Here is a 20,776-nt window from a genome sequence, read left to right as displayed (position 1 = left end):
ACGGGAGCGGCTCCCTTTCCGGAGGAGTCTCCCTTTCCGGAGGAGTCTCCCTTTCCGGAGGAGTCTCCCTTTCCGGAGGAGTCTCCCTTTCCGGAGGAGTCTCCCTTTCCGGGGGAGAATGGCGCGTATGACTGACGCCTCCGACCTCCAGCCCACCTCCGACACGATGCGCGCCGCCCTTGTCACGGGCATCGGCGGGCCCGAGAAGATGCAGCTCGGCGAGGCGCCTGTCCCGCTCACGCTCAACTCGGACACGCTCGTGCGCGTCAAGGCGGCGGGCGTCAACCCCATCGACGGCAAGACCCGCTCAGGTGCCGGCGCGTCGAAGGCGATCTCGAGCTTCCCCTCGACCCTCGGCGGCGAATTCTCCGGGGTCGTCGTCCGCGCCCCTTACGAGCTCGCGCCGTTCCAGCCCGGCGATGAGGTCTACGGGATGCTCCTCTTCCCGCGTTACTCCGGCGCGTACGCCGAGTACGTCTCCGTCCCGTTCATGAGCCTCGCGAAGAAGCCCGAGAACCTGTCGTTCATCGAGGCCGGCGGCGTTCCGCTCGCGGTGCTCACCGCCTGGGCCGCAGTGGTGGAGGCCGGGGGCGTCTACACCGGACAGCGTGTCCTCATCCATGCCGGCGCGGGCGGCGTCGGCCACTTCGCCGTGCAGCTTGCGAAGTACTACGGAGCCCACGTCATCACCACGGCGTCCGAGCGCAATCACGACTGGCTGCGCGAGCTCGGCGCAGACCAGGTCATCGACTACCGCTCAGCGCGCTTCGAGGACGCCATCGCCGAGCCGGTCGACGTCGTCATCGACCTCATCGGCAACGTGAAGGACCAGACGGGGACCCGCTCGCTGCGGGTGCTGCGCGACGGCGGAACGCTCATCAACGTGCCGACTGGCAGCTACCCGGAGCTCTTCGAGGAGGCCGCCGCCGAGAACCGCGGCATCGTCGCGTCGACCCTCAAGCTCTCGCCAGAGGGCCGAATCCTGCAGACCATCACGCAGCTCTTCGAGCAGGGCGCCCTGCAGACCCACGTCGACCGCGTCTTCCCCCTCGCCGAGGCAGGCGCCGCCCAGGAGCTCATCGCAGAGGGCCACGTGCGCGGCAAGGTCGTCCTCGACATCGACGCGTAGGCCGCGAGCAACCGGCCGTCGTCAGGCCACGCTCGCTGCGAGCTCCAGCAGGTGGGCGCGCGTGAGCGCGGACGCCGCTGACGCGTCCTGCGCATCGATCGCGTCGAGGATGCGGGTGTGGACGAGGTGGTCGGCGTCACTGCCGAACTCGCTGCGAAGGCGCAGCATCCCGATCATGGCCTGCCTGCTGCGGGGCGCGAAGCCCTCGAAGAGCTCCGAGAGGATCTCGTTGTGTGCGGCGGCGACGATGCTGCGGTGCAGCGCGGTGTCCGCATCCACATGCGCCTCGATGCTCGATCGTTGCGCGTCGCGAGCATCGGCGGCCCGCCTCATCGCGAGCAGCTCCTCGCCCGTGCGGCGCTCCGCGGCGAGCGAGGAGGCCTCGACCTCGACCGCGATGCGCGCTTCGATCACCGTCTGGATATCTGCACGCAGCAGCACCGCGTCCAGGGCCTCCGGGGCGTCCAGCGCAATCACGAAGACGCCCGCGCCCTGCCTGGTGGCGAGCACGCCGCTCCCCGCGAGTTGGCGGATGGCCTCGCGAATGGTCGACCGCCCGACGCCAAGTTGGGGTGCAAGCGTCGTCTCACCTGGGAGCTTCTGGCCGAGTTCCCACTCGCCTGCCCGGATGCGCTCGAGCAGCAGCTTGGCCGCCTGCTCGGCGAGTGGTTCACGGTGGAGGGTACTCATGCCCCCATCATCTCGCACTCCCGCAATTCGTCTACTTGTCTGAGGAGTTGTGGTAGCTTCTCTCGCATGCCGCGCGCTCCGCTCACGCTTCTCTGCCACGGCGGGACCTCGCCTGACCGGTCCCCCGCCGTGGAGCTGAGACGCGCGCCGGTCGTCACGATCGCACGACAACCAAGGACACGACCATGCACAGCAGCGCATCCCGGATCTCTCCCCCAACCGGCCCGATCCCCAACAACGCACCGCACTGGAACCGCCAGCGCCACTCGCAGATGCCATCGCACCGATACCGCGACGTGTACTCGCGGGTCGAGGTGCCCCTGACGGAACGCGACTGGCCCTCACGCCGACTCACGGCAGCACCACTCTGGGTGCCAGTCGATCTCCGCGACGGCAACCAGGCCCTGTCGGAGCCGATGGACCCCGACCGCAAGCGCGTCTTCTTCGAGCTCATGATCCGCATGGGCTACAAGGAGATCGAAGTCGGCTACCCCTCCGCCTCGCAGACGGACTACGACTTCGTGCGCCGCATCGCGACCACCGACATCGCACCGGAAGACGTCACCATCGTGGTGTTCACGCCAGCGCGTCGCGACCTCATCCAGCGCACGTTGGACTCGATCCAGGGCATCAGGAACCCCGTCGTCATCCACCTCTACACCGCGACGGCGCCGGCCTGGCGCGATGTCGTCCTCGGGAAGAGCAAGCAGCAGCTGAAAGAACTGATCCTGGCCGGGGGCAGAGATGTCCTCGAGCTCGCCGGCCACCTGCCGAACGTCCGATTCGAATTCTCGCCAGAGGTGTTCAACCTCACCGAACCCGACTACGTGATCGACATCTGCGACGCCATGACAGCGCTCTGGATGGCGACCCCGGATCGGCCTGTCATCCTGAACCTTCCCGCCACGGTAGAGGTCGCGACCCCGAACGTCTACGCGGATCAGATCGAGTACATGCACAAGCACCTCGCGAGGCGCGACTCGGTGATCCTCTCCGTGCACCCCCACAACGATCGAGGGACCGGAATCGCCTGCGCCGAGCTCGCAGTGCTCGCAGGAGCGCAGCGAGTGGAAGGCTGCATCTTCGGCAACGGCGAGCGCACCGGCAACGTCGACATCGCAGTCCTCGCGTTGAACCTGCACGCGCAGGGCATCGACCCGATGATCGACTTCTCGGACATCGACGCGATTCGCCGAACCGTCGAGTACAGCAACCGCCTCGAGATCCACCCGAGGCACCCGTACGCAGGAGACCTCGTCCACACCGCCTTCAGCGGGACGCACCAGGACGCCATCAAGAAGGGACTCGCCGAGCATCGATCGCGCGCTGCGCTCGAGATGCGGGCAGAACGCGAAACCGAGTGGCGCGTGCCCTACCTGCCGATCGACCCCGCCGACATCGGGCGCAGCTACGACGCCGTCATCAGAGTCAACTCGCAGTCAGGCAAGGGCGGCATCGCCTACCTCCTCGAGGCGGACTACGGCATCGAGCTCCCCAGACGCCTGCAGATCGACTTCGCCAGGCGCGTCCAGGAGCACACCGACACCAGCGGCCTGGAGATCGAGGCGGCACAGCTGCTCGAGCTCTTCGAGCGCAGCTACCTCCGCGTCGACACGTCCGGCGTGGAATTGCTCGACTTCAGCGTCGAAACCCGCGACGGCGTGGCATGCACGCGCATTCGCGTGAGCGTCGACGGCGTCGAGCACCCCGGCATCTTCGACGAGCTCGGCCCCGCAGAGGCCGTCACCCAGCTCCTCGCCGACGCGGGCATCTCCGTCGACATACGCTCACTCCACCAGACATCGCTCGGCGCCGGCAACAGCAGCGATGCTCTGACGCTCCTGGAATACAACGACTCGTCAGGCGCACACTGGGTCGCCGGCCGAGACCGGTCTGTGCTGTCGGCAACCGTGCAGGCGATCCTGGGCGCTGCGCGACGCCAGCTCGCAGCGCTCGAACGCGCGTAGCGGCCACCGCGGAAACGCAAGAACGGCCCAGTCCGAAGACTGGGCCGTTCTCGCGTGGCGGATGCGGGGCATCCACCTGAGCTGTGCAGCTCGCGGCAGACTAGATCGCGTTGACGTCCAGCGGGATGCCGGGGCCGAAGGTCGTCGAGACGACAGCCTTCTGGATGTAGCGGCCCTTCGAGCTCGACGGCTTGAGGCGGACGACCTCGTCGAGAGCTGCGCGGAGGTTCTCGCCGAGCTGCTCCGACGTGAACGCCGACTTGCCGACGATGAAGTGCACGTTGGAGTGCTTGTCGACGCGGAACTCGATCTTTCCGCCCTTGATCTCGGTGACAGCCTTGGCCGGGTCGGTCGTGACCGTTCCGGTCTTCGGGTTCGGCATGAGGCCACGGGGTCCGAGGACCTTACCGAGGCGTCCGACCTTGCCCATGAGGTCAGGGGTGGCGACCGCGGAGTCGAAGTCGGTCCAGCCGTCTGCAACGCGAGCGATGAGCTCGTCGCCGCCGACCTCGTCAGCACCAGCAGCGATAGCCGCCTCTGCCTTGTCACCCGTCGCGAAGACGATGACCTTGGCCGTCTTGCCGGTGCCGTTTGGCAGGCTGACGGTGCCGCGAACCATCTGGTCAGCCTTGCGCGGGTCTACACCCAGGCGAAGAGCGACCTCGACGGTGCTGTTGAACTTGGACGAGCCGGTCTCGCGTGCGAGCTCGACGGCCTCGGCGAGACCGTAGAACTTGTCCTCGCCGATCTTCTCTGCCGCGGCACGGTATGCCTTGGACTTAGCCATGTTGTTCTCCTTCAAGAGTTGCGGTTGCGAGCCTGGCCGGCTCTCCCGCGATGTTCAGTACCGCGCCCGAAGCGCGACGTGTGGTGTTGGGAGCGGGAAGGCCTTAGCCCTCGACCGTGATTCCCATGGAGCGAGCCGTACCGGCGATGATGCGCGACGCCATGTCGATGTCGTTCGCGTTCAGGTCGGACTGCTTCTGCTCGGCGATCTCGCGGACCTGGGCGGCGGTGAGCTTGCCGACCTTGGCCGTGTGAGGCGTCGGGGAGCCCTTCTTGACGCCGGCAGCCTTCTTGATGAGCTCGGCAGCAGGAGGGGTCTTCAGGATGAAGGTGAACGAACGGTCTTCGTACACGGTGATCTCGACGGGGATCACGTTGCCACGCTGCGACTCGGTAGCCGCGTTGTAGGCCTTGCAGAACTCCATGATGTTGACGCCGTGCTGACCGAGCGCGGGGCCGATAGGAGGAGCCGGGTTAGCGGCGCCAGCCTGGATCTGCAGCTTGATCAGACCCGAGACCTTCTTCTTGGGTGCCATGTCTTTTCCTTCTTTCGATTCGAACTCCGCGCTGATGCGCGGCGCTCTCCCGGTGGCCCGGCGGTTCCGGACTCCGGTGGTTTCTGAGGGCAGCAGCCCTATTGGAGCGAGATCTAGAGCTTCGTGACCTGGTCGAAGCTGAGCTCGACCGGGGTCTCGCGCTCGAAGAGCGACACGAGCACGGTGAGCTTGCCGCTCTCGGGCTTGATCTCGCTGATCGATCCGGTGAGCCCCTCGAAGGAGCCCTCCTTGATCGTGATGGTCTCGCCGATCTCGAAGTCGATCTCTGCGATGGGCTGGCGCTTCTGGAGGCCAGCCTGACCGGAAGCGTTCGCCTTCGCGGGTGCTTCAGCGACTTCGACCAGACTCTTCAGCATCTCAAATGCTTCGTTGAAGCGCAACGGGGTCGGGTTGTGGGCGTTGCCCACGAAGCCGGTCACACCCGGGGTGTGACGGACAACCGACCAGCTGTCCTCGTTGAGCATGAGGCGGACGAGCACGTATCCGGGGATGCGGACGCGCGTGACCATCTTGCGCTGGCCGTTCTTGATCTCGACCACGTCTTCCATGGGGACTTCCACCTGGTAGATGAAGTCGCTCATGTTCATGGACTCGGTGCGCTGGTGCAGGTTCTGCTTCACGCGACGCTCGAAACCGGCGTAGGTGTGGATGACGTACCACTTGCCCGGCTTGAGGCGCAGCTCGCGCTTGAAGGTCTCGTACGGGTCGACGTCCGGGTCTTCCTCGAGAGCCTCGACCTCTTCGTCCTCGGTCGCGGCAGCCGCGGCGGCCTCTTCCTCGCTCGTGTCGATCTCGAGGACATCGTTGACGATCGCGTCGACCTCGGGGTCGACGACGTCCGCGCCTTCTCCGTCGTCGAGGTCTTCCTCGGTCACGACTTCGTCGGACTCTTCGATCTCGTGGGCCGCGTCGAACTCTGCGTCGATGTCGCGGTCACCCTCCTGGGCCTCTACGACTTCGGAGTCCTGCTCCAGGGCGGTCTCGTAAAGACCGTTCGGGTCGGCGACGTTCGGGTCTGACACGATTCCTCATCTCGATTCTGTGATGCTGGGCTGCTCGCCCGTTGTCGGTGGAGGCCTGTGAGCCGGTGGAGAGCTTGGCGCGCTCCGGCTATTCCGTCGGGACCGGCGTCGCGGCCGGCTCGCTCGGGAAGAACGAGCTTCCCTGACCGAAGACCCACGAAGCGCCCCACCCGAAGAGCAGGTCGAGCACCGTGACGAGCGCCATCATGAAGATGACGAATACGAGCACGACGCCCGTGAACTTGAAGAGCTCGGCCCGGGTCGGGGTGACGACCTTCTTGAGCTCGCCCATGACCTGACGGAAGAAGAGAGCGATACGGCCGATGATGCCGCGCTTCGGCTCGGAGCCTCGCTTTGACTCGGCGACGTCGGTCGCCTCATCTGACTTGCTTGGACTCACGCGCTCTCCCTTTCGATGGTTGAGACCTTCGATGGTGGGCCCCGTAGTGGGTGCGTTCAGCACCGAAATGCAGGGCGGACAGGACTCGAACCTGCAACCTGCGGTTTTGGAGACCGCTGCTCTACCAATTGAGCCACCGCCCTTTGCGTGAACACCGGATGCGTGCATCCGTTCACCCTGATACCGTCTGCAGCCGTTCCATAGGGAACAGTTTCAGGCGCGGTTCAGTATGTCGCTTTCGGCAACCAGGAAAGCATACGACAGGTGCCACACGGAAGTCCAACGCGGGCGCAACTCGCTGACGAGGCGTGGCCACCGGACCTAGACTCAGGGCCATGGTTTCCGACTCACGTCTCTCTCCTCGCATCGCCGCGATCGCCGAATCCGCAACCCTCAAGGTCGACGCGAAGGCCAAGGCCCTCAAGGCCGCCGGCCGGCCCGTCATCAGCTACGCGGCGGGCGAGCCCGATTTCCCGACTCCGCAGCACGTGGTCGACGCCGCCCTCGTCGCCGTGAGCGACCCCAAGAACCACCGGTACACGCCGGCGCCTGGCCTGCCGGAACTCCGCGAAGCCATCGCCGAGAAGACGAAGCGCGACTCGGGCTGGGATGTCCCCGCCTCGCAGGTCATCGTCACGAACGGCGGCAAGCAGGCCGTCTACCAGGCCATCAACACCGTCGTCGGCGCAGGCGACGAGGTCCTCCTCCCCGCCCCGTACTGGACGACGTACCCCGAGGTCATCCAGCTCGCGGGCGGCACCACCGTTCCCGTGTTCGCCGGCGCCGACCAGGAGTACAAGGTCACCGTCGACCAGCTCGAAGCCGCACGCACCCCCGCCACGAAGGCGATGCTCTTCGTCTCGCCGTCGAACCCGACCGGCGCCGTCTACTCCGAGGCCGAGACCCGCGCCATCGGCGAGTGGGCCGCCGAGCACGGCATCTGGGTCATCGCCGACGAGATCTACCAGAACCTCACGTACGACGGCGTCCGCGCAGTGTCCATCGTCGAGGCCGCCCCGGCGGTCGCCGACCGCACGATCCTGGTCAACGGCGTTGCGAAGTCGTTCGCGATGACCGGCTGGCGCGTCGGATGGATGGTCGGGCCCGTCGACGCAATCAAGGGGGCGGGCAACCTGCAGTCGCACCTCACGAGCAACGTCAACAACATCGCGCAGCGTGCCGCGCTCGCCGCGCTCACGGGGCCCACCGAGCCCGTCGAGCAGATGCGCCTCGCCTTCGACCGCCGCCGCACGACGATGGTCGAGGAGCTGAGCAAGGTCAACGGCTTCCGCGTGCCGACGCCGGAGGGCGCCTTCTACGTGTACGCCGACGTGCAGAGGCTCATCGGGAAGGAGATCGAGGGGCGCCAGATCAACTCCTCGCTCGACCTCGCCGACCTCATCCTCGACGTCGCGGAGGTCGCGGTCGTGCCAGGTGAGGCGTTCGGCCCATCCGGGTACCTGCGCCTCAGCTACGCGCTCGGCGACGACGCGCTCCTCGAGGGCGTGCAGCGCCTGCAGAAGCTCTTCGCGGGCGTCGAGCTCTAGCCCGCGCCGCGCGGCCCCGCGTTCGCAGCCGCGCCCGCGCGCCGCGCATCCGCTCCCCCGATTAGGCCAGTTTCACCCCATCCGGACGCTCAGGATGGGGCGAAACTGGCCTATTCGAGGTTCGTGGGGGCGGCGGGCGACGCGCAGGCCTGCGAGCGGGCGTGGGCCAGCGAGCAGGCGTGGGAGCGCGGGTCAGCGAGCGGGCGGGCGTGGGCCAGCGGGCGGGCGCGACTAGGGCGTCGTGAAGGAGATCTCCGCGACCTTCTGCGAGATGCGCGAGTTCGGGTCGTCCAGCTCCCCGCCCCACGCGTTCGCCAGGATCGTGATCTTGGTGCCGGTCGAAGGCATGTAGCGGGACGCCATCATTCCCTCGGAGCCGTCCGACCAGCGCAGGCGCTGCGCCAGGAGCTCCAGCTCGTAGCCGCCTGCCCCCTTCAGGACGAGCGGAACGGGGTCGCCGACCGGCTCCGGCTTGGCGGTGAACTGCAGCGACGCCGAGTTCAGCTCCGACCTCGTCATGTCCTCGTCCCGGTACTCGCTCTTGTGCAGGTTCTCCTGGGCGATCGAGAAGTAGGCACCGGATGCGGGGTCGCTCAGGATGTAGAGGTTCGGCTGCCGTTCGGAGATGTCCTGCTCCCATCCGCCGAGGGGTGGGTTCACGACGGTGATGCCGTTCGGGAACACGACGTCGGTTGTGATCGGGATGAACCCGGGTGCGGCGTCCTGGGGCGCGGCCGGCATGAGCGTGCTCGTCGGCACGGGGGTCGAGGTCGCCGCGTTCGGGTCGGCGCCGCCGACGGGGATGGTGGGATCGTTCGGCGAGCTGAACGCCATGAAGAGGCCCACGACGAGGGCGATGATCGCGACGCCGCTGATGCCGACGCCGAGGAGCAGGCCGACGGGGCGCCTGCGCTGCTTCTGCAGCTCAGGGTCTTCGCCGAGCTCTCGACGCCGTGGTTGCGGTGTCGCCTGCTGCTGCGGGGCGTAGCGAGGCGGCGGGGCACCAGCCGGCAGATGCGACGGTGGGGCCTGAACGAACGGCGCCTGCCCGGGGATGCCGGTCTGCGGCTGGCCTGGGAACTGCCCGGGATGCTGTGACTGGCCTGGCGCGGGAGGTCGCCCGGGAGCGGGGAACTGACCCGGCGCGCCGAAGCCGCCAGGAGCCTGAACAGGTCCGGCACCAGGGTGCGGGAACTGACCGGGAGCCGGCGGCTGCCCGTTCGACGGCGCTCCCCACGGAGGCTGCTGACCGGGGCCCTGCTGCCCCGGACCCTGCCGACCGAGACCTTGCTGACCAGAGCCCTGCTGCACAGGACCCTGGGCCGGTGGTCCGCCCCACTCGCCCTGGCCACCCTGAGGAGCGGCACCCGGCTGCTGCCGGCGGGGGTCGAACCCGCCGTTCTGACCCGGCGGTGGCGTGAGGGGCGGTTGCGTCATGCCTGCGAGAGTACCGCCCGCGCCAGGCAGCTGCCTTGAGAGCTGCCTTGGCGCGGGCGGTACGTGCGGCTGGGCGACGGTCAGTCGAAGATGCGTCGCAGCAGGTTCGTGTCGGCGAGGTCGACGAGCTCGTCTCCGCGCCCGGAGAGCACTGTTCGCAGCGCGTAGAGGGTGAAGCCCTTGACTTGCTCGGCCGTGATGGTCGGCGGGATGGACAGCTCCTGCCGTGCGGTCACGACGTCGATGAGCGCGGGCCCGTCGTGGGCGAAGGCTTCGCGGAGGGCGGCCTCGAGGTCGTTCGGGTTCTCGACGCGCTGCCCGTGGATGCCGACCGCCTTGGCGACTTCGGCGAAGTCGGGGTTGTCGAGGTCGGTGCCGTAGTTCACGAATCCGGCGGCCTTCATCTCGACCTCGACGAAGTTCAGCGACGAGTTGTTGAACACGACGATCTTCACGGGCAGCTTGCTCTGCTTGAGCGTGAGCAGCTCCCCCAGGAGCATCGCGAGTCCGCCGTCTCCCGCGAGCGCCACCACCTGGCGCCCAGGGAAGGCGGTTTGCGCACCGACCGCCTGCGAAAGGGCGTTGGCCATGGAGCCGTGACTGAACGATCCGATGAGCCTCCTCTTGCCGTTCATCTCGAGGTAGCGGGCCGCCCAGACGACGGGGGAACCGACATCCGGGATGAAGACGGCGTCGTGGCTCGCGAGCTCGCTCACGAGCCGTGCCACGTACTGCGGGTGGATGGGGGCGCGCCCCCGGTCGTTGTCGGCAAGCGCGTCGAGGTCCTTCCGGGCCTTCCGGTAGTGCTTCACCGAGGCTTCGAGGTGCTTGCCGCTCTTGTTGCCCTCGAGGAGCGGGATGAGGGCGTCGAGGGTGTCGCCGACGTCGCCGACGAGCCCGAGGTCGAGGGGCGTGCGCTTGCCGAGCTGCTCGCCGCGGATGTCGACCTGGATGATCTTCGCCTGTGACGGGAAGAACTGCTGGTACGGGAAGTCGGTGCCGAGCATGAGGAGCGCGTCGCAGTCTTCGATGGCCCGGTAGCCGGAGGAGAAGCCGAGCAGCCCCGTCATGCCGACGTCGTAGGGGTTGTCGTACTCGATGAACTCCTTCCCGCGGAGCGCGTGCACGATGGGTGCCTGCAGCGCCTCAGCGGCGGCAAGCAGCTGCGCGTGTGCGCCCTGTGTGCCAGCGCCACCGAGAATGGTGACCTTCTTCGCCGAGTTGAGGATGTCGGCGGCCTGCGCCAGTTCGTCGTCGGCAGGTCGCACGACGGGCTTCGCAGGCAGGATGGGTGCCGACTTGCGTCGTCCTGCGCTCTCCTGCAGGAAGATCTCGCCGGGAATCACGACGACGGCGACGCCTCGCTTCTCGACCGCGGCGCGCATGGCGATCTCCAGGATCCGAGGCAGCTGCTCCGGCACCCCCACCATCTCGCAGTACACGCTGCTCTCCCGGAAGAGCTCCTGCGGGTGCGTCTCCTGGAAGTAACCGCTGCCGATCTCCGCGGACGGGATGTGGGCGGCGATCGCGAGCACGGGAACGCGGCTTCGGTTCGCATCGTACAGCCCGTTGATGAGGTGCAGGTTGCCCGGGCCGCAGCTGCCGGCGCACACGGCGAGCTCGCCCGTGAGTGCTGCGTCTGCGGAGGCGGCGAAGGCCGCGGCCTCTTCGTGTCGCACGTGCGACCAGGCGACCGCGTCGTTTCGTCGGATGGCGTCAGTGAATCCGTTGAGCGAGTCTCCGGGTAGCCCGTAGACGCGCTCGACTCCGGCATCGTGGAGGATATCGACGATCGTGTCAGCGACTGTAGTCATGCCGTGATCCTCTGCCTCGAAACGGGGAGCCAGCCGAGCGCCGGACCGGGGACGAATCGATGTGGGTGATATGTCGTCGGCTAGGCCTGGCTGACCCGCACCATGTTGCCGGATGGGTCGCGGAATGCGGCATCTCTGACGCCCCAGAACTGATCGGTGGGCTCTTGCAGCACCTCGACTCCGCCCGTCGCCAGCACCCTCTCGAACAGCGCGTCGAGGTCGCTCGTTCGGAACAGGAGGCCGGGCAGCTCCCCCTTCGCCAGCAGCGCTGCGAGCGTGTCGCCGTCTTCCTCCGAACGCCCCGCCTTCGGGTGCGAGAGCACGATCTCGAGCTCCGGCTGCCCGGGGGCGGAGAGCGTGACCCAGCGGAACCCCTCATTCGGAACCTCGCTGCGCACCTCCAGGCCGAGGGCGTCTCGGTAGAACACGAGCGCCGCATCCGGGTCGTCGATGAACACGTGCACGTGGCTGAGTGAGAGCGTCATGTGTCCGATGCTAGGACCGGCCACCGACATTCACTTCTTCGAAACTGCTCAGAGACGTGCCTGCCCGTCGCCGGCTTCCCGTTGCGCCATTCCTGGTCGGTCGCGCACGCGGCGGGGACGCCCCCAGATCTGCGAGGTGCAGCTCGGGATGACGACGCTGCCGCTGTGATCACGCGCCCGATAGGCGCTCGGAGACTCTCCGACGATCTCCGCGAAGCGGCTGCTGAACGAGCCGAGACTCGTGGCCCCGACCGCCGTGCACGCATCCGTGACGCTCACCTCGCCGCTGCGCAGCAGCGCCTTGGCACGCTCGATGCGCCGTGTCATGAGATGGGCATATGGGGTCTCGCCGTACGCCTCTCGGAAGCGTCGACTGAAGTGAGCCGCCGACATGTGGGCTGCCTTCGCCATGGTCGGCACATCGAGCGGGCTCGCGAACTCCCTGTCGATGAAGTCGCGCGCACGACGAAGACGGCGAAGCTCATCGAGATCGGGTGAGGCCATGGCACCAGTATGTGCGGGTGTGTCCGCCCAGGTCTGATCAACTTGAGTGCAAAAACTCGCGAACGGGCCCCGCTGCGGCCCAGTGCAGGGGATATTGCACGGAAGCTGGTCAGCGGCGGCGCGGCCCGCACCTCCCCCGAACGGTGGATGCGTATCCGCCGGTCGGACCCTGTCGCGTACGCCCCGTTCGGCGTTTGATTGCACCATGAGCACACAAGCAGCCATCGAGGTCACCGACCTCGTCAAGCGCTACGGCGACCGCGACGTCGTCGACGGCCTCTCCTTCGAGGTCCGACACGGCGAGACCTTCGCCTTCCTCGGCCCCAACGGCGCTGGCAAGAGCACCACGATCGAGATCCTCGAGGGCTTCCGCACGGCGACCTCCGGTACCGCGCGCGTGCTCGAGCAGGACCCGGCCCGCGGCAACGCCGAGTGGCGAGGTCGAATCGGCGTCGTCAGCCAGTCGAGCGCCGACATCGAGCGCTACTCGGCCCGCGAGGTGCTGCGCCACTTCGCAAGCCTCTACCGAAACCCTCGCGCCGTGGACGACACCATCGAGCGGTGCGGCATCGCCCCATTCGCGTCGCAGCGAGTCGGTCGCCTCTCCGGTGGCCAGAAGCGGCGAGTGGATGTCGCGCTCGGCATCATCGGCAACCCGGAGGTGCTGTTCCTCGACGAGCCGACAACCGGGTTCGATCCCAACGCGCGCCGCGAGTTCTGGGGCCTCATCCAGCAGCTCAAGGGCGAGGGCATGACCATGGTGCTCACGACGCACTATCTCGACGAGGCGGAGCAGCTCAGCGACCGCGCCGGGATCATCGCCGCCGGGAAGCTCGTCGAGATCGGCGACATCGCGACGATCGGCGGGCCGAAGTCGCGCACACCGCGGGTTCGCTGGCAGGAGCAGGACGGCAGGTGGCGCGAGGAGACGACGGATGCGCCCGCACAGCTCGTCGGCGCGCTCGTCGAGCGCCTCGGCCCGGAACCCGCCGGACTCACCGTGACCCGCCCGTCCCTGGAGGACGTCTACCTGGAGATCATCGGCGAGCACCCGGCCGCCTCCCCCGGAACGCCCGCGACTGCCTCACCCGCCGCGGGACTCGCGGCGACCGACGATGCAGCCCGCGCTGCCGCACCCGCAGGAGGAACACGATGAGCCAGACCGCGGTCTCGGGCGACGCGAAGGCGCAGCCGAGCATCCAATCGCCCACACGCACACCGTCGCAGCCCAGGTCCATGATCGGCAACGGTCTTCGGCGCATCGCCTTCGAGCTGCGCGGCTACTTCCGGCAGACCGACCAGGTGTTCTTCGTCTTCCTGTTCCCGCTCGTCATGTTCGCGCTCTTCGCCTCGATCTTCAGCGGCGAGACGGTCGTCGACGACCCACGCTTCGCCGACGTGACGATGTCGCAGTACTACCTGACCGGGATGCTCGCGATGGCGATCCTCCTCTCCGGGATGCAGTTCCTCGGCATCGACATCGCCACGGAGAAGCACGAGGGCGGCCTCGCCCGACTCGGCGCGACCCCGCTCAGCCCGGTGTCGTTCTTCATCGGGAAGATCGGGCTCGTCCTCATCACGTGCACGCTGCAGCTGGCAATGCTGATGGGGCTCGCGGTCATCGCCTTCGACATCTCGCTGCCGGAAGATGGCGAGCTGTGGGCGCGCTTCGCCTGGCTCGCTGCCCTCGGCATCCTCTGCTTCGCCTCCCTCGGAATCGCGATCTCGGCGCTCCCGCGCTCTGCACGGTCCGCATCCGCCATCGTGCTGCCGCTTGTGCTCGTGCCGCAGTTCCTCTCGGGCATCTACGTGCAGTTCTCGGTCCTGCCCGAGTGGATGCAGCAGGTTTCGAACCTCTTCCCCCTCGCCGGTCTCGTGCGCGGGATGCGCAGCGTGTTCCTGCCGGATGCCTTCGCGGCCGCCGAGGTCGGAGGCACGTGGGGGCTGGGAGCCGCGGCGATCACGCTCGGCGTCTGGACCGTCATCGGGCTCGTCGCGAGCCTGCTCACCTTCCGCTGGAGTCGAGGGCGGAGTTGACGCTCCTGACCCGACCGTGCAGCAATGTCGGTGGGGTGCGGGAGGATAAGCGCATGGTCGACTTCTGGTTTCGGGACGGGCGCTGGTGGCACCTGCTGATCGTGGGCACGGCGCTCGCGAACACCGTCGTCGCGGGCTCGGTGGCGGCCTTCGCGGCCACCGAGTCCGAACGCTCCGAGGCGCTCGTGGCGACGGGGGCGCTCCTGCTCATCCCCGTCGTGTGGCTCGCTTTCGGCGTCAGGTCGCTCACCGACCCGCGCCGCGGCGCGGCGCTGATCCTGCTCGTCACGCTGCTCGTGACGGTTTCGATGGTGCTCGTGCCCTGGACGGGCTTCGTGCAGACCCTCATCTATCCGCTCGTCTGGCTGGTGTGCGTGAGCGCGAGACGGAGCATCCTCGTCTCGATCGGCATCGCGTTCGGCATCGGCGCGGTGTCGGCGCTGTACAACGGGGTCGAGGAGATCCCGGACATCCTGCCGGGCCAGCTCTTCAGCGTCGCGGCGACCTGCGGCATCGGGCTGTCGATCAGCTACGCCTGGCGAGTGGCCGACGAGCGACGTGAGCTGCTCGAGCAGCTCACGGCCTCCCAGGAGCACGTGCAGGAGCTCTCTCGGCTGAGCGGCGCCTCCGTCGAGCGGGAGCGCATCTCCCGCGACCTGCACGACACGCTGGCTCAGACGTTGGCCGGCCTCGCGATGCTGGCTGACCGCAGCGCGAAGGAGATCGGGCGGATGCGCGACGACGAGAGCTCCGCGGGGGCTCACCTGCGCGAGGAGCTCTCCGCGCAGGAGGAACGGGCCGACCTCATCGCGTCGCTCGCCCGCGACGCTCTCGCCGAGGCGCGGGGCCTCATCGCCGAGAACGCGCCGGTGCGGTCGACCGACCCCGCGGAAGCGACCTTCGCAGATGCCCTGAGGCGCCTCGTCGATCGGTTCCGCCGCGAGACGGGCGTGCTCGCCGAGGCGCGAATCGAGCTGGAGGCCGGCGCGCTGGAGCGGGAGAGCGAAGTGGTCCTGCTGCGATGCGCGCAGGAGGCCCTGTCGAATGCGAGGCGGCACGCTCATGCCACGAGCGTGCAGCTCTCAGTGGAGCACGGGGCCGCGAACGTCGTGCTGAACGTCACCGACGACGGCCGAGGATTCGAGCTGGAGGCGGAGCCGAGCGGATTCGGGTTGGACAGCCTCCGCGACCGAGCCAACGCGATCGGGGGTGGCGTGGACATCTCCAGCGCACCAGGGCGTGGCACGATCGTGACCGTGACGATTCCGGCGAAAGCGAGTGCCGAGCGATGATCCGCATCCTGGTCGCCGACGACCACCCCATCGTGCGCGCCGGACTCGTGGGCATCTTCGAGGACGAGCCCGACATCGAGGTCGTCGCTGAAGCCGCCAACGGGGCCGACGCGGTTGCTCGCGCGACCGCGACGACGCCCGCCGTCGTCGTCATGGACCTGCGCATGCCGGGCACCGACGGTGTGAGCGCGACGAGGCAGATCCTGGCGGCGCTCCCCGAGACGCGCATCCTCGTCGTCACGACCTACGACAGCGACGACGCGATCATCGGTGCCATCGAAGCCGGGGCAAGCGGCTACCTGCTCAAGACGGCCAGCGGGGCAGAGCTCGTGGAGGCCGTTCGCCGTGTGGCCGCGGGCGAGCTGGCCCTCGCACCATCGGTGACCGCGAAGCTCGTAGCCCAGACGCGAGCTGCCGGGGCAGCGGCATCCGCCGGTTCCAGCACCGCGCATCCGCCTGCCGGTTCGCCCGGTTCAGCCCCCGCGCTCAGCGAACGCGAGCTGCAGGTGCTGCAGCTCGTCGCCGACGGCATGTCCAACCCTGAGATCGCCGTGCGCCTCCACATCGGTGAGGCGACCGTGAAGACGCACCTCGGCAAGGTCTTCGCGAAGCTCGAGGTCAACTCCAGGGTGCGCGCCGTGACGAGGGGTCTCGATCTCGGCCTGCTCCGCCGGAGCTAGGGCGTCGGCGGACCCAGCGGCCCGCATGGGACCAAGGCGCATGAGCGCGAAAGCGTACCTCCCTGCTGCGGGGCCAGGCCGGGGGTCTGTCCGCCCGAAGTCGTAGGCTTGACGCATGAAGTCTGCACGCGTCGCCCTGCTTGCACTCCCGACGATCGCGGTCACCGCGCTCGGTTTGAGCGGATGCGCTCCCGCAGCCACGCCGACGAGCGTCGCGAGCGACAACTACGGCGGCCTGCCGAAGGGATTCGGCGAAGATGTCGGAGCCGGCGACATGGAAGGACCGCTCGTCATGTGGCTCGACGAGGGCTCCTCGATCTCCGTCACGACGTGGGGCAGCTCGGGATGCCCGGCGATCCTCACCGAAGTCAACGCGGTGGACGCGCAGACCCTCGACCTGCAGTACCTCGAGGCCACGGCCTACCCCGACCAGGCGTGCACAGCGGACTATGCTCCGCACACGAGCGAGATCGACCTCCCCGACGACGCCACGGGCACGCCGCTGACGGTCACGGTGAGCTTCGACGGCGAGGAGCCCCGCGCCTCCGTCGTCCTCGACTGACCCGAGCTTCCGGGGGCTGAGCGCCATCCACCAGAGTGCCCTGCCCTGCCCTGCCCTGCCAAAAGGTTGACGGGTATTCGCAGACTCGATAGGGTCGCAGCACGCGCCTAGACAGAGAGGAGTCCCGATAATGCGTACGTTCACATTTTGCATTCAGCAGTCGGCGACTCGTTCCCTGGGCGCCCACATCTCCTGAGCTCCGTGTCGTGGGTGAAGTCTGCCCCCACACCCGACGGATACGCAGCGGCATAGCAGCCGCCGCATTCGTCGACTGCACGGCAGTCACGTCTCTCGCGCCGCGTTAACGCGGCCCCGCTCGAGTGAGCGCCTTCTTCTTGCATGCCTTCTGTCGGAGAGACCACTCTCATGAATCACGTCCTGACCACCGTCCACACCTCAAACCCGAGCACCGTGCACGTCACGATCACGCCCACATCCGCGTCCACGCCCACCTCCGCGGTGCAGCCTTCGCTGCTCCACCGCATCGAGTTGCGCGTCGCACTGTGGCTGCTCATACGCAGCGCGCGGCGTCAAGAACCCGAACTGGACCACGCCGAGCAGCATCGTCGGCGCCGCAACAGTTCGGAGCGCGCCCGCCGCGAGCAGGACGCACTCCGCGCCTGGTGCGCGCAGTGCATGCACCACTGACACGCGTCCCGAGCGGACGCTGGGTGCACCGAGAGGGAAGCCCCGAAGCGCGTGCAGCGCTTCGGGGCTTCCGGCTCACCCGGCTGGTCTCGCCGGATGTGCCTAGATCGTCAGGTCGACGAGGACAGGCTCGTTGACGAGCCGGACGCCGTATTCCGCTTCGACGCGCGCACGGACGAAGCGGGCGAGCTCCACGATCTGCTCGGCAGTCGCACCGCCGCGGTTCGTGATCGCGAGCGTGTGCTTCGATGAGATGGCGGCGTTCGAGCCCGGCAGCGAGAAGCCCTTCTGCACACCGGCGTGGTCGATGAGCCACGCAGCGCTGAGCTTCACGAGCGGGGAGCCGTCTTCGTCCTTGCCCGCGTCGAACTTCGGCATCTCGGGCAGCTCGCTCGCGAACGAGGCGCGGACGATCGGGTTCATGAAGAAGGAACCGGACGAGACGGAGTCGCGGTCGTGCGCATCCAGCACCATGCCCTTCGAGGCGCGCAGGCGGATGACAGCGTCGCGGACGACGTGCACGGGCATCCGCTCGCCGAGGGGCACGTCGAGCGCGCGCGCGAGCTGGTCGTACCGGACCGGTTCGCTCTGGCCCTCCGGCATCTCGACGAGGTCGAGTTCGACGCGAGTCACGACGCCTCGCAACTCGCCGCGCTTGATCGCGGAGGTGCGGTAGCCGAGACCGAGGTCGGCGGCGTTGATCCAGCGCACCGTGTCTGCGTCGGCGTCGTAGAACTCGATGCGAGCGAGCACATCGGAGAGCTCCTGCCCGTACGCCCCGATGTTCTGCACTGGGGTCGCGCCGACGGAGCCGGGAATGCCGGCGAGCGCCTCGATGCCGCTCCAGTTGCGAGCGACGGCGTAGTCGACGAGGGCGCTCCACGACTCACCGGCGTCGATGCGCACGCGAGCCTGGCCCACCTTGTCGACGGGCCCGTCCAGCTGGTGGATGCCCTTCGTCACGACGTGCAGCACGGGTTCGTCGATGCGGTCGTCGGTGGCGATGGTGTTGGAACCACCGCCGAGGATCAGCGGCTGCTCGTGGTTCGCGAACAGCTCCTCGGCCGCGGCGATCAGCTCAGGGCGCGTCGCGGGGACGACGAGCTGCGTCGCCTCCCCACCGACCTGCGTGGTCGTGAGCTCGGAGAGCCTCATCACGCGGTGGCCTCTGCGGGCAGCACGGCGGGAACCTCGCCGCGGAAGTCGGCGCGCACCTGCGACTTCGCGAGCACCGTCTGCCCGCCGAAGGACACGACGAGGTCGATGCGACCGACGCCGTCCTCGCCGGCGAGCTGACCGATCTTCGAGACGATCGACACCTCCGCGCCGGTCTGCGGGTCGACGACGACGGGCCGCGTGAAGCGCACCTGGTAGTCGACGACACGGCCAGGGTCGCCGAGGGCGTCGACGACGGGCTGCAACGCGACCCCCATCGTGAGCATCCCGTGCGCGAGCACACCGGGCAGCCCGACCGCTTCGGCGACGTCGTCACGGTAGTGGATGGGGTTGAAGTCGCCAGATGCGCCGGCGTAGCGCACGAGGGTGTCGCGGGTGAGCGTGACGGCGCGCTCCGCGATGACGGTTCCGACTTCGAGGCTCGTGAAGTCGGGGCGCGGAAGCTGCGCGACGGAGATCGTGTCAGTCATGCGGTCACTCGCTCTCGGTGGGCGTTGCGCGGACGACGAGGGTTGCCGATGCGGTGACGACCTGCTCGCCCGCCGCATCCGTCAGCACCGTCTGAGCGCTGATCATGGAGTTGCCGCCGAGCGACTTGACGCTCTTCACCTCGAGAGCGGCGCGCAGCTCGTCGCCCGCGACGATCGGGCGCTCGTAGGTGAAGCGCTCGTCGCCGTGCACGATGTGCGACAGCTCGATCTGCGCCTCGGGGTCGGAGAGCAGGAGCTGCAGCCCCGCATCCTGCAGCACGGCAGGGAACGTGGCGGGTGCGACGAGGTCGGCGTACCCGGCAGCACGGGCTGCGTCGACGTCGAAGTGCGTCGGGTGCGAGGCCAGCACGGCCTTCGCGAACGAGCGGATGTGCTCTCGGCCCACGACGTACGGCTCGGGGAGCTCGTACCGGCGGCCGGCAAGTTCAGGGTTCACAGACACGCCAGCCAGTGTACGCGCGGGGAGACCCACGCCCCAGAGAGGCGGCCAGCGGAGGCGGTGCGTCGCGGGCCTAGACGGCGACGAGACGCGGGAGTGTGGGAGCGGCGACGCCAACTGCACGGCCCGCCGCTCCGCGTGCTTCCGCGGCGCTCGAGAAGAGCGCGCGCTGCGTGAAGTCGAGCGACGCGAGGTCGATGCGGGAGATCGTGTCCTCGGGCACCGAGGTCCAGCCGGCTGTGTCGATGCCGGTCGACGAGAAGACGGTGGTTCCGTCGGCGGCGCGGAGCATGCTCAACCGGTAGTACTCGTCGGTGTGCCCGTTGGGGAGGGTGGATGCGTCGATGCCGTAGCGCGCGAACGTCGCTTCCGTGACGTGTGCCGTGCTCGAGGCGTGGACGACCACGAGCTCATCTGCGGAGAGGATGGTCGCGTTGAGGCTCGACTCGGGGAACTCGTCGCGCAGCACGCGGACGGCGGCGGTGGCCGCCTCCTCGAGGGAGAGGCCGTCGCGCACGTTCTGCCGGACGAGTCCGAAGTACAGCTCGCTGTCGGTGTCGCCGGCCACCGTGGCGCGGATCTCGGGGCGGAGCAGGTCGTCGAAGCGCCAGGTGGGGACGATCGAGCCATTGTGCGCGAAGGCGAGCCCCTCGGCGACGAACGGGTGCGTGTTTACCTTGGTCCGTTTGAAGTCGTCGGTCGCGAGGCGCAGGTGCACGATGCGGGCGTTGGAGGGGGCATCCGAGAGGAGCGTCGACAGCAGCGGGTCGTTCTGGCCGGGCGTGGAGATGCGCAGGGATTCGATCTCGCGCTGCGTCTCGCCGAAGCCGGCGGCGAGCCAGGCGGTGCCCCAGCCGTCGTTGTGCACGCTGGTCATGCGCTGGAAGGCGTCGCTGTTCATGTCTCCGATCACCTTCGTGACGGTGGTGTCACGTGGGGCTGCGTAAGCGAGCAGACGGCACATGTGCGAACTCCTTCCAGGTTGTCGAGCTTGCTGTCGGGTGTTGTTCGGAGCCGAGCGGCTCACGAGCATCTGACTATCCTGTGACAGCCCTCACGTGCGGTCCACCTTCGCGACGCTGTGTGACGGACGGTTGCGCTGCCCGACGCGGG

22 protein-coding genes and 1 tRNA gene are annotated in these 20,776 nt (G+C 68.1%); 9 read left to right on the top strand and 14 right to left on the bottom strand.

Annotated elements, in window-relative coordinates:
- The first annotated feature begins 127 nt into the window (after positions 1-127).
- The gene (locus tag C5E06_RS03120) at positions 128-1,129 is read left to right on the top strand and encodes an NADP-dependent oxidoreductase (RefSeq protein WP_258064834.1); all 1,002 of its coding nucleotides are present in this window, start codon (positions 128-130) and stop codon (positions 1,127-1,129) included.
- Positions 1,130-1,150: 21 nt separating this feature from the next.
- On the opposite strand, the gene C5E06_RS03115 is transcribed toward C5E06_RS03120, so the two are convergent.
- Positions 1,151-1,819: a FadR/GntR family transcriptional regulator gene (locus C5E06_RS03115; protein ID WP_104305966.1), complete on the bottom strand. Its 669-nt coding sequence runs from the start codon at positions 1,817-1,819 to the stop codon at positions 1,151-1,153.
- A gap of 272 nt (positions 1,820-2,091) precedes the next feature.
- On the opposite strand from C5E06_RS03115, the gene C5E06_RS03110 reads away from it, so the two are divergent.
- Positions 2,092-3,786, top strand: a complete 1,695-nt coding sequence (locus C5E06_RS03110) for a 2-isopropylmalate synthase (RefSeq protein ID WP_308471410.1) — start codon at positions 2,092-2,094, stop codon at positions 3,784-3,786.
- Positions 3,787-3,886: 100 nt separating this feature from the next.
- Here the strand turns inward: C5E06_RS03110 and rplA are convergent, their stop codons facing one another.
- The 5 genes from rplA to C5E06_RS03085 all read right to left on the bottom strand — a co-directional run bounded on the left by rplA (position 3,887) and on the right by C5E06_RS03085 (position 6,694).
- Positions 3,887-4,573 (bottom strand): 50S ribosomal protein L1, encoded by a 687-nt coding sequence (gene rplA / locus C5E06_RS03105; RefSeq protein ID WP_068482355.1) that lies wholly within the window; start codon positions 4,571-4,573, stop codon positions 3,887-3,889.
- Positions 4,574-4,676: 103 nt separating this feature from the next.
- Positions 4,677-5,108 (bottom strand): 50S ribosomal protein L11, encoded by a 432-nt coding sequence (gene rplK / locus C5E06_RS03100; RefSeq protein WP_104243242.1) that lies wholly within the window; start codon positions 5,106-5,108, stop codon positions 4,677-4,679.
- 113 nt (positions 5,109-5,221) lie between these two features.
- A complete protein-coding gene (gene nusG, locus C5E06_RS03095; RefSeq protein WP_104243244.1) occupies positions 5,222-6,151 on the bottom strand; it encodes a transcription termination/antitermination protein NusG in 930 nt (309 codons plus the stop codon).
- A gap of 88 nt (positions 6,152-6,239) precedes the next feature.
- A complete protein-coding gene (gene secE / locus C5E06_RS03090) occupies positions 6,240-6,551 on the bottom strand; it encodes a preprotein translocase subunit SecE (RefSeq protein WP_104243246.1) in 312 nt (103 codons plus the stop codon).
- Positions 6,552-6,621: 70 nt separating this feature from the next.
- Positions 6,622-6,694, bottom strand: a tRNA-Trp gene (locus tag C5E06_RS03085).
- A 192-nt stretch (positions 6,695-6,886) separates the two neighbouring features.
- Between C5E06_RS03085 and C5E06_RS03080 the strand changes: the two genes are divergently transcribed.
- Positions 6,887-8,098 (top strand): pyridoxal phosphate-dependent aminotransferase, encoded by a 1,212-nt coding sequence (locus tag C5E06_RS03080; protein ID WP_104243248.1) that lies wholly within the window; start codon positions 6,887-6,889, stop codon positions 8,096-8,098.
- Between the two features lie 231 nt (positions 8,099-8,329).
- On the opposite strand, the gene C5E06_RS03075 is transcribed toward C5E06_RS03080, so the two are convergent.
- The 4 genes from C5E06_RS03075 to C5E06_RS03060 all read right to left on the bottom strand — a co-directional run bounded on the left by C5E06_RS03075 (position 8,330) and on the right by C5E06_RS03060 (position 12,338).
- Positions 8,330-9,535, bottom strand: a complete 1,206-nt coding sequence (locus C5E06_RS03075; protein ID WP_146081288.1) for a hypothetical protein — start codon at positions 9,533-9,535, stop codon at positions 8,330-8,332.
- Between the two features lie 80 nt (positions 9,536-9,615).
- On the bottom strand, positions 9,616-11,349 hold the full coding sequence (gene poxB, locus C5E06_RS03070; RefSeq protein ID WP_104305963.1) for a ubiquinone-dependent pyruvate dehydrogenase: 1,734 nt from the start codon (positions 11,347-11,349) through the stop codon (positions 9,616-9,618).
- Between the two features lie 80 nt (positions 11,350-11,429).
- Complete coding sequence (locus C5E06_RS03065) at positions 11,430-11,834, bottom strand: VOC family protein (RefSeq protein WP_104305962.1); 405 nt, start codon at positions 11,832-11,834, stop codon at positions 11,430-11,432.
- 48 nt (positions 11,835-11,882) lie between these two features.
- Positions 11,883-12,338: a helix-turn-helix transcriptional regulator gene (locus C5E06_RS03060; protein ID WP_104305961.1), complete on the bottom strand. Its 456-nt coding sequence runs from the start codon at positions 12,336-12,338 to the stop codon at positions 11,883-11,885.
- Positions 12,339-12,543: 205 nt separating this feature from the next.
- On the opposite strand from C5E06_RS03060, the gene C5E06_RS03055 reads away from it, so the two are divergent.
- The 6 genes from C5E06_RS03055 (at position 12,544) to C5E06_RS03030 (ending at position 17,557) form a co-directional block, all read left to right on the top strand.
- Positions 12,544-13,494: an ABC transporter ATP-binding protein gene (locus C5E06_RS03055; protein WP_104305960.1), complete on the top strand. Its 951-nt coding sequence runs from the start codon at positions 12,544-12,546 to the stop codon at positions 13,492-13,494.
- Positions 13,491-14,375 carry an ABC transporter permease gene (locus tag C5E06_RS03050; protein ID WP_258067471.1) on the top strand — a complete coding sequence of 295 codons (885 nt, stop codon included), beginning with the start codon at positions 13,491-13,493 and terminating at the stop codon, positions 14,373-14,375. Before C5E06_RS03055 ends, C5E06_RS03050 begins: the two co-directional genes overlap by 4 nt.
- A 53-nt stretch (positions 14,376-14,428) precedes the next feature.
- Positions 14,429-15,667, top strand: coding sequence for a sensor histidine kinase (locus C5E06_RS03045; RefSeq protein WP_104305959.1), 1,239 nt, complete (start codon positions 14,429-14,431; stop codon positions 15,665-15,667).
- The gene (locus C5E06_RS03040) at positions 15,664-16,347 is read left to right on the top strand and encodes a response regulator transcription factor (protein WP_104243264.1); all 684 of its coding nucleotides are present in this window, start codon (positions 15,664-15,666) and stop codon (positions 16,345-16,347) included. The genes C5E06_RS03045 and C5E06_RS03040 overlap by 4 nt, the downstream gene beginning before the upstream one ends.
- Before the next feature lie 115 nt (positions 16,348-16,462).
- Entirely contained in the window at positions 16,463-16,909 is a 447-nt protein-coding gene (locus C5E06_RS03035; RefSeq protein ID WP_104299774.1) for a hypothetical protein, read from the top strand.
- Positions 16,910-17,275: 366 nt separating this feature from the next.
- Entirely contained in the window at positions 17,276-17,557 is a 282-nt protein-coding gene (locus tag C5E06_RS03030) for a hypothetical protein (RefSeq protein ID WP_146081287.1), read from the top strand.
- A 102-nt stretch (positions 17,558-17,659) separates the two neighbouring features.
- Here C5E06_RS03030 and C5E06_RS03025 read toward each other — a convergent pair whose 3' ends face one another.
- The 4 genes from C5E06_RS03025 to C5E06_RS03010 form a co-directional block, all read right to left on the bottom strand.
- On the bottom strand, positions 17,660-18,712 hold the full coding sequence (locus C5E06_RS03025; RefSeq protein ID WP_104305957.1) for a UDP-N-acetylmuramate dehydrogenase: 1,053 nt from the start codon (positions 18,710-18,712) through the stop codon (positions 17,660-17,662).
- Positions 18,712-19,203, bottom strand: a complete 492-nt coding sequence (locus C5E06_RS03020) for a MaoC/PaaZ C-terminal domain-containing protein (protein ID WP_104305956.1) — start codon at positions 19,201-19,203, stop codon at positions 18,712-18,714. Before C5E06_RS03020 ends, C5E06_RS03025 begins: the two co-directional genes overlap by 1 nt.
- A gap of 4 nt (positions 19,204-19,207) precedes the next feature.
- On the bottom strand, positions 19,208-19,666 hold the full coding sequence (locus C5E06_RS03015) for a MaoC family dehydratase N-terminal domain-containing protein (RefSeq protein ID WP_104305955.1): 459 nt from the start codon (positions 19,664-19,666) through the stop codon (positions 19,208-19,210).
- Between the two features lie 70 nt (positions 19,667-19,736).
- Complete coding sequence (locus tag C5E06_RS03010) at positions 19,737-20,627, bottom strand: class II glutamine amidotransferase (RefSeq protein ID WP_181062874.1); 891 nt, start codon at positions 20,625-20,627, stop codon at positions 19,737-19,739.
- Positions 20,628-20,776: the final 149 nt, after the last annotated feature.

Origin of the sequence: Pseudoclavibacter sp. RFBI5 (assembly GCF_002931395.1) — a bacterium.
GTDB lineage: Bacteria > Actinomycetota > Actinomycetes > Actinomycetales > Microbacteriaceae > Pseudoclavibacter.
The sequence above is the reverse complement of the archived record's forward strand: the minus strand, read 5'-3'. Positions and strand labels throughout refer to the sequence as shown.

Excerpts from the sequence above, each read along its gene's own strand:
- C5E06_RS03010 (WP_181062874.1), bottom strand. The coding sequence starts at position 20,627 with ATGTGCCGTCTGCTCGCTTACGCAGCCCCACGTGACACCACCGTCACG.
- C5E06_RS03120 (WP_258064834.1), top strand. The coding sequence starts at position 128 with ATGACTGACGCCTCCGACCTCCAGCCCACCTCCGACACGATGCGCGCC.
- C5E06_RS03055 (WP_104305960.1), top strand. The coding sequence starts at position 12,544 with ATGAGCACACAAGCAGCCATCGAGGTCACCGACCTCGTCAAGCGCTAC.
- C5E06_RS03040 (WP_104243264.1), top strand. The coding sequence starts at position 15,664 with ATGATCCGCATCCTGGTCGCCGACGACCACCCCATCGTGCGCGCCGGA.
- poxB (WP_104305963.1), bottom strand. The coding sequence starts at position 11,349 with ATGACTACAGTCGCTGACACGATCGTCGATATCCTCCACGATGCCGGA.
- C5E06_RS03020 (WP_104305956.1), bottom strand. The coding sequence starts at position 19,203 with ATGACTGACACGATCTCCGTCGCGCAGCTTCCGCGCCCCGACTTCACG.
- C5E06_RS03030 (WP_146081287.1), top strand. The coding sequence starts at position 17,276 with ATGAATCACGTCCTGACCACCGTCCACACCTCAAACCCGAGCACCGTG.
- C5E06_RS03060 (WP_104305961.1), bottom strand. The coding sequence starts at position 12,338 with ATGGCCTCACCCGATCTCGATGAGCTTCGCCGTCTTCGTCGTGCGCGC.
- C5E06_RS03050 (WP_258067471.1), top strand. The coding sequence starts at position 13,491 with ATGAGCCAGACCGCGGTCTCGGGCGACGCGAAGGCGCAGCCGAGCATC.
- C5E06_RS03065 (WP_104305962.1), bottom strand. The coding sequence starts at position 11,834 with ATGACGCTCTCACTCAGCCACGTGCACGTGTTCATCGACGACCCGGAT.
- rplK (WP_104243242.1), bottom strand. The coding sequence starts at position 5,108 with ATGGCACCCAAGAAGAAGGTCTCGGGTCTGATCAAGCTGCAGATCCAG.
- C5E06_RS03035 (WP_104299774.1), top strand. The coding sequence starts at position 16,463 with ATGAAGTCTGCACGCGTCGCCCTGCTTGCACTCCCGACGATCGCGGTC.
- rplA (WP_068482355.1), bottom strand. The coding sequence starts at position 4,573 with ATGGCTAAGTCCAAGGCATACCGTGCCGCGGCAGAGAAGATCGGCGAG.
- C5E06_RS03080 (WP_104243248.1), top strand. The coding sequence starts at position 6,887 with ATGGTTTCCGACTCACGTCTCTCTCCTCGCATCGCCGCGATCGCCGAA.
- C5E06_RS03045 (WP_104305959.1), top strand. The coding sequence starts at position 14,429 with ATGGTCGACTTCTGGTTTCGGGACGGGCGCTGGTGGCACCTGCTGATC.
- C5E06_RS03075 (WP_146081288.1), bottom strand. The coding sequence starts at position 9,535 with ATGACGCAACCGCCCCTCACGCCACCGCCGGGTCAGAACGGCGGGTTC.
- C5E06_RS03110 (WP_308471410.1), top strand. The coding sequence starts at position 2,092 with ATGCCATCGCACCGATACCGCGACGTGTACTCGCGGGTCGAGGTGCCC.
- C5E06_RS03115 (WP_104305966.1), bottom strand. The coding sequence starts at position 1,819 with ATGAGTACCCTCCACCGTGAACCACTCGCCGAGCAGGCGGCCAAGCTG.
- C5E06_RS03025 (WP_104305957.1), bottom strand. The coding sequence starts at position 18,712 with ATGAGGCTCTCCGAGCTCACGACCACGCAGGTCGGTGGGGAGGCGACG.